General features: G+C 49.1%; 3 protein-coding genes and 1 rRNA gene (2 of these 4 only partly in view). All 4 read left to right on the top strand.

Annotated elements, in window-relative coordinates; genetic code table 11:
- Positions 1–2,696: the 3' portion of a non-ribosomal peptide synthetase family protein gene (locus CIG75_RS13125; protein WP_094237075.1), read on the top strand. The gene continues 901 nt to the left of window position 1, outside the view; only the last 2,696 of its 3,597 coding nucleotides appear in the window; the start codon falls outside the window, past its left edge; the stop codon is at positions 2,694–2,696.
- A 150-nt stretch (positions 2,697–2,846) separates the two neighbouring features.
- A complete protein-coding gene (locus CIG75_RS21630; RefSeq protein WP_193791321.1) occupies positions 2,847–3,002 on the top strand; it encodes an FDLD family class I lanthipeptide in 156 nt (51 codons plus the stop codon).
- 496 nt (positions 3,003–3,498) lie between these two features.
- Positions 3,499–3,636, top strand: a complete 138-nt coding sequence (locus tag CIG75_RS20765; protein ID WP_157729547.1) for a hypothetical protein — start codon at positions 3,499–3,501, stop codon at positions 3,634–3,636.
- A 342-nt stretch (positions 3,637–3,978) separates the two neighbouring features.
- Positions 3,979–5,000 (top strand): 16S ribosomal RNA (locus tag CIG75_RS13120) (it continues 523 nt past the right edge of the window).

Raw genomic sequence — 5,000 nt, 5'->3', positions numbered from 1 at the left:
GGATCGATTATCTGTTGGAAGATTCCCGAGCAGCAGTTGTATTGACTCGTTCACACCTACTGGATCGCTTACAGGGTTTTTCGGGTGAAGTCGTGTCGTTCGAGCAGGAGCGGAATGCATGGGAATCGTTTCCGATCACGTCCTTGCCATTGGCAAATTCGGCAGATGATTTGGCCTACGTGATCTATACGTCCGGTTCCACAGGGAATCCCAAAGGAGCTTTGCTGACTCACCGAGGAGTTAGCAATCTCGCGATGGCTCAGGCCGATGTTTTTGACATACATGAGGAGAGCCGTATTCTGCAGACGGCATCCTTTTCATTTGATGCATCGATCATGGAGATTTTCTTTGCGGTGCTCCGTGGAGGTAGCTTGATCCTAACAGAAAGTCATGTCTTGCGTGACCCGATCGCACTGAAAGAACTCTTTGCGCGTGAAAAGATCACATATGCTTTGTTGTCTCCGGTGCTGATTGCTCAACTACCGCTTGACGCGGGGCCAGACCTCGAAACACTGGCATCTGGTGGCGATGTTTGTCAGGTGGCGGTTGCACAGGCGTGGGCACAACGCGTCCATTTTATCAATGCTTACGGTCCGACAGAAGCGACAGTTTGTGCAACTGCATGGTCGTCTTTGCGTTCGGACGTAATTCCCAATTCCCTTCCGATCGGTCGTCCGTTGCCCAATTGTAAGATCTATATTCTAGATGCAGCGATGCGCCAAGTACCAGTCGGTTCAAGTGGGGAGATCTACATCAGCAGTCCAGGTCTTGCGAAAGGATATTTGAATCGACCCAATTTGACAGCAGAGCGTTTTGTGGACAATCCATTTGAGGAAGGCACACTCTACAAAACGGGAGACATTGGTCGGTTTTTGATAGATGGCAACATTGAGTTTGGTGGACGTATCGACAAACAGGTGAAAATTCGCGGTTTTCGCATCGAACTTGGAGAAATTGAGACTGTACTTCAGCAACATTCTGCTGTGGGTGAATGTGTCGTGATCGCTTTGAAAAGCTCCGATGGACAAAAAAGGATCGCAGGTTACATGGTCCTGAATCGAACGGTGCAGATGACAGAAATACGCGATTTTCTCATGAAACAGTTGCCAGATTACATGGTGCCGGCGCATCTAATCTCGATTTCTGCGATTCCACTGACATTGAATGGCAAGGTGGATGAACGAGCATTGCCTGCTCCTGAAGAGACTGACCTTTTCGATCTGGATTCGTATTCGCCGCCAGAGACGGAAATTCAGAAAAAGATCGCCAGTGTTTGGCAGGAGATGCTCGGGGTTAAACGGGTGGGCATCCATGACGACTTCTTCGCATTAGGCGGACATTCATTGTCGATTTTCCCAATTCTGTTGCGGTTAAAGCCTGATTATCCGAGTTTGACGATACAGGATTTTTATACCTATCGCACGGTGGTAGGCTTGGAGCGCTTGATCTGTCAGAAAGAAGAACAGGCTGCTGAACAGGGTGCGCTTTCGGATGCAAAAGGGGGAGTACACATATCGGAGACGATACAAAAAGGGATTGAGAGCCCAAGAGGTGTGTTGTTAACCGGAGTAACTGGGTACCTAGGTTCGCATGTTTTGTTCGATCTGATTGAAACGACATCTACACACGTCTATTGTCTCGTGCGAGCACATGATCAGCGGGCGGCGACTGCACGTTTGATCGATACGATGCGATTCTATTTTGGTGAGCAGGGTGTCGAATTGTTGGCAGACCGGGTGTCGGTGATCGTGGGTGATCTGTCTGCAGATGGACTGGGCCTCTCAGCTCAGGATGTTGGCACTGTACAGCAAGAGGTCGATGCGATCCTGCATTGTGGTGCTGATGTTCGGCATTATGGCGACGAAGACCAATTTATCAAGGTGAATGTAAGGGGAACGGAACAGTTATTAGCTTTTGCAAAAAGACGCGAGGGAGTGCGTTTTCATTTGGTTTCTACATTAAGTGTAGCGACCTGGGCACCTGAAGGCGTCTCCGAGTGGGTCGTGGATGAAAATAGCAACAGGCCCTCTGCACAGACAGCCGACAATGTGTATGTGAAAAGCAAGCGTCTGGCCGAAGAATTAGTTCAGCAAGCAATGGAGGAAGGAATTCCGGCTACGATTTATCGTGTGGGAAATCTGGTCGGACATTCTGTTACAGGAAAATTCCAACGCAACGTGGAGACCAACGCGTTTTATCGTTTCATGAAAGCAATGCTTTTGTTGGGGGCGACAATTGCAGATCGACAATATATTGATCTGACTCCTGTCGATTCGTGTAGTCGAGCACTGGTTCATTTGGCTTTTCGACGAGAAACGAAGTGGCGAACTCTGCATTTATGCAATCCAATAGGAATCCGTGGCAATGCGTTTACCAAGATCTTGCAAGAGATTGGATATGAGATTCGGGTCCTAGGGGCGGAGGAATTCCAGCGGTGGGTGTTCGAAGCGGGGAATTTTTCCGAACAAGAGGAAGGAAGGGTGCTGATGCTAGCACACTTGTTGGAGTCTGATGGGGATGGGCCAGTGTTGAGGTTTGATACCAGCCAAGCGATGGCATTGCTAGCTGAGGAGGGAATTTCCTACCCAGAGCCCGATCGTCAGTTGATCGAACGGATGATTGCCTATGTAATTGAGATCGGTTATTTGCCTGCCCCCGAGCGTCGAAAACTTGTGGATTCTGAGCGTTGTTTTTAGCCTGAATGGTGGAGATTTCTCTTCATCACGAATGCGGATGAGCAGGACAGCAGGGGCGAGTTGTTTACATCATTCTTTCGTCATACGCCGAAATTAAATCTTTATTTTTTATGTAAAAAAGATATAATAAGAGCAAGGGAGGTGGAAAACATGGTGAACAATGACTGGTTCGATCTTGACCTACAGATCGTGAATGTCGTGAAATCGACAGATGCTATGCCAATCTCTGAAATTACCCTGTGTTACACCTGCGATTTGTCAACGGATGTTAGATGTAAGCCCACTACTACGTTGGAATACTGCTGAAGGCGGATTATTTGCTTCCGAGGCTAAGAGCCTCGGAAGCATTCTATTTATTTGAAGTAATTCGGATGTAGGCGTCGAGAAAATGTTTCAGAGTGATAAGATAGTCCTTGTCGCCGAGAGAGCGCCGGTAAGAAACGATTTTGAATTGTTCTCAACGTGTTATGTTAGAAATCTTCGCTGCGAGCGACACGCGGTGGTAGTCCAACTAAGTACGAGACGCGTCCCGTATAGAAATGGAAGGTATAAGACTCATTAGAAACAGATGCCTTTTGTAGAATGCTTTTAACAATATCAGTTGAAGAATCCTCAAAGCACCGTTCGGAACCCCCAATTTCGCAGATCTAGTATGTAGACCTTTTCCATGGGTTATCTGGTCGATCTGCATGCTGAGGCTTGAGCCATATAGATCTAATCTCTTGTGTTTTCAAGAGATTGATTTTTCTACTTTATTTATCAATTAATTCAGAATATAATGGTAAGTGAAGGAGGTGGGAGAATGGCAAAGCAGGACTGGTTCGATCTTGATCTGCAAGTCGTGAAAGTTGAAAGCAAGGTGCAAGCTATGGATCCACACTCCATTTGGAGCAACTGCGATACTTGTGAAGAGCTGACGGTTGAGCCGACAACAGCTTAAAGAAGCCAAACGATGCTTCCGAGGGTGATAACCTCGGAAGCATTCTATTTGCACGATTTTGTTGGGATCTGTTCGTTGAGTAAAAACCAGCAGCGTGATACGATAGCACCTGTCATCGCGAAGAAGCGGTAACAATTGAGCTGAAAGAAATTACCTGTTGCGATCATGTTTTTGATATGGTATGTTAGTAAACGTCGCCGCGAGAGACACGCGGTGGTAGCTCAACGAAGAACGCGACGTCCTGTCGCAACGTTGGACAATGAACATCCTGTTCTTGATCCTTGAAAACTAAACGAGTGTTACAGAGATCTGATGCGAGTCAAGATACAAACTTTTTCAACTTTTATTGAGAGTTTGATCCTGGCTCAGGACGAACGCTGGCGGCGTGCCTAATACATGCAAGTCGAGCGGACTGGAGGGAGCTTGCTCCCAAAGGTTAGCGGCGGACGGGTGAGTAACACGTGGGCAATCTGCCCGACAGACTGGGATAACGCTTGGAAACGAGTGCTAATACCGGATAAGCGATCCCCTCGCATGAGGGAATCGAGAAAGAAGCTTTCGCTTCACTGTCGGATGAGCCCGCGGCGCATTAGCTAGTTGGTGAGGTAACGGCTCACCAAGGCGACGATGCGTAGCCGACCTGAGAGGGTGATCGGCCACACTGGGACTGAGACACGGCCCAGACTCCTACGGGAGGCAGCAGTAGGGAATCTTCCACAATGGGCGCAAGCCTGATGGAGCAACGCCGCGTGAATGATGAAGGCCTTCGGGTTGTAAAATTCTGTCTTCTGTGAAGAACAAGTGTGAGAAGGGAATGCTCACACCCTGACGGTAACAGAGGAGGAAGCCCCGGCTAACTACGTGCCAGCAGCCGCGGTAATACGTAGGGGGCAAGCGTTGTCCGGAATCACTGGGCGTAAAGCGCGCGCAGGCGGCCATCTGCGTCCGGGGTGAAAGCCCAAGGCTCAACCTTGGGACTGCCTTGGATACGGGATGGCTTGAGGATCGGAGAGGCAAGGGGAATTCCACGTGTAGCGGTGAAATGCGTAGAGATGTGGAGGAACACCTGTGGCGAAGGCGCCTTGCTGGCCGATTTCTGACGCTGAGGCGCGAAAGCGTGGGGAGCAAACAGGATTAGATACCCTGGTAGTCCACGCCGTAAACGATGAGTGCTAGGTGTTGGGGGGTACCACCCTCAGTGCCGAAGCTAACGCATTAAGCACTCCGCCTGGGGAGTACGGTCGCAAGACTGAAACTCAAAGGAATTGACGGGGGCCCGCACAAGCAGTGGAGCATGTGGTTTAATTCGAAGCAACGCGAAGAACCTTACCAAGACTTGACATCCCGCTGACCGGTTTAGAGAT

Origin of the sequence: Tumebacillus algifaecis, assembly GCF_002243515.1 — a bacterium.
GTDB lineage: Bacteria > Bacillota > Bacilli > Tumebacillales > Tumebacillaceae > Tumebacillus_A > Tumebacillus_A algifaecis.
The sequence above is the reverse complement of the archived record's forward strand: the minus strand, read 5'-3'. Positions and strand labels throughout refer to the sequence as shown.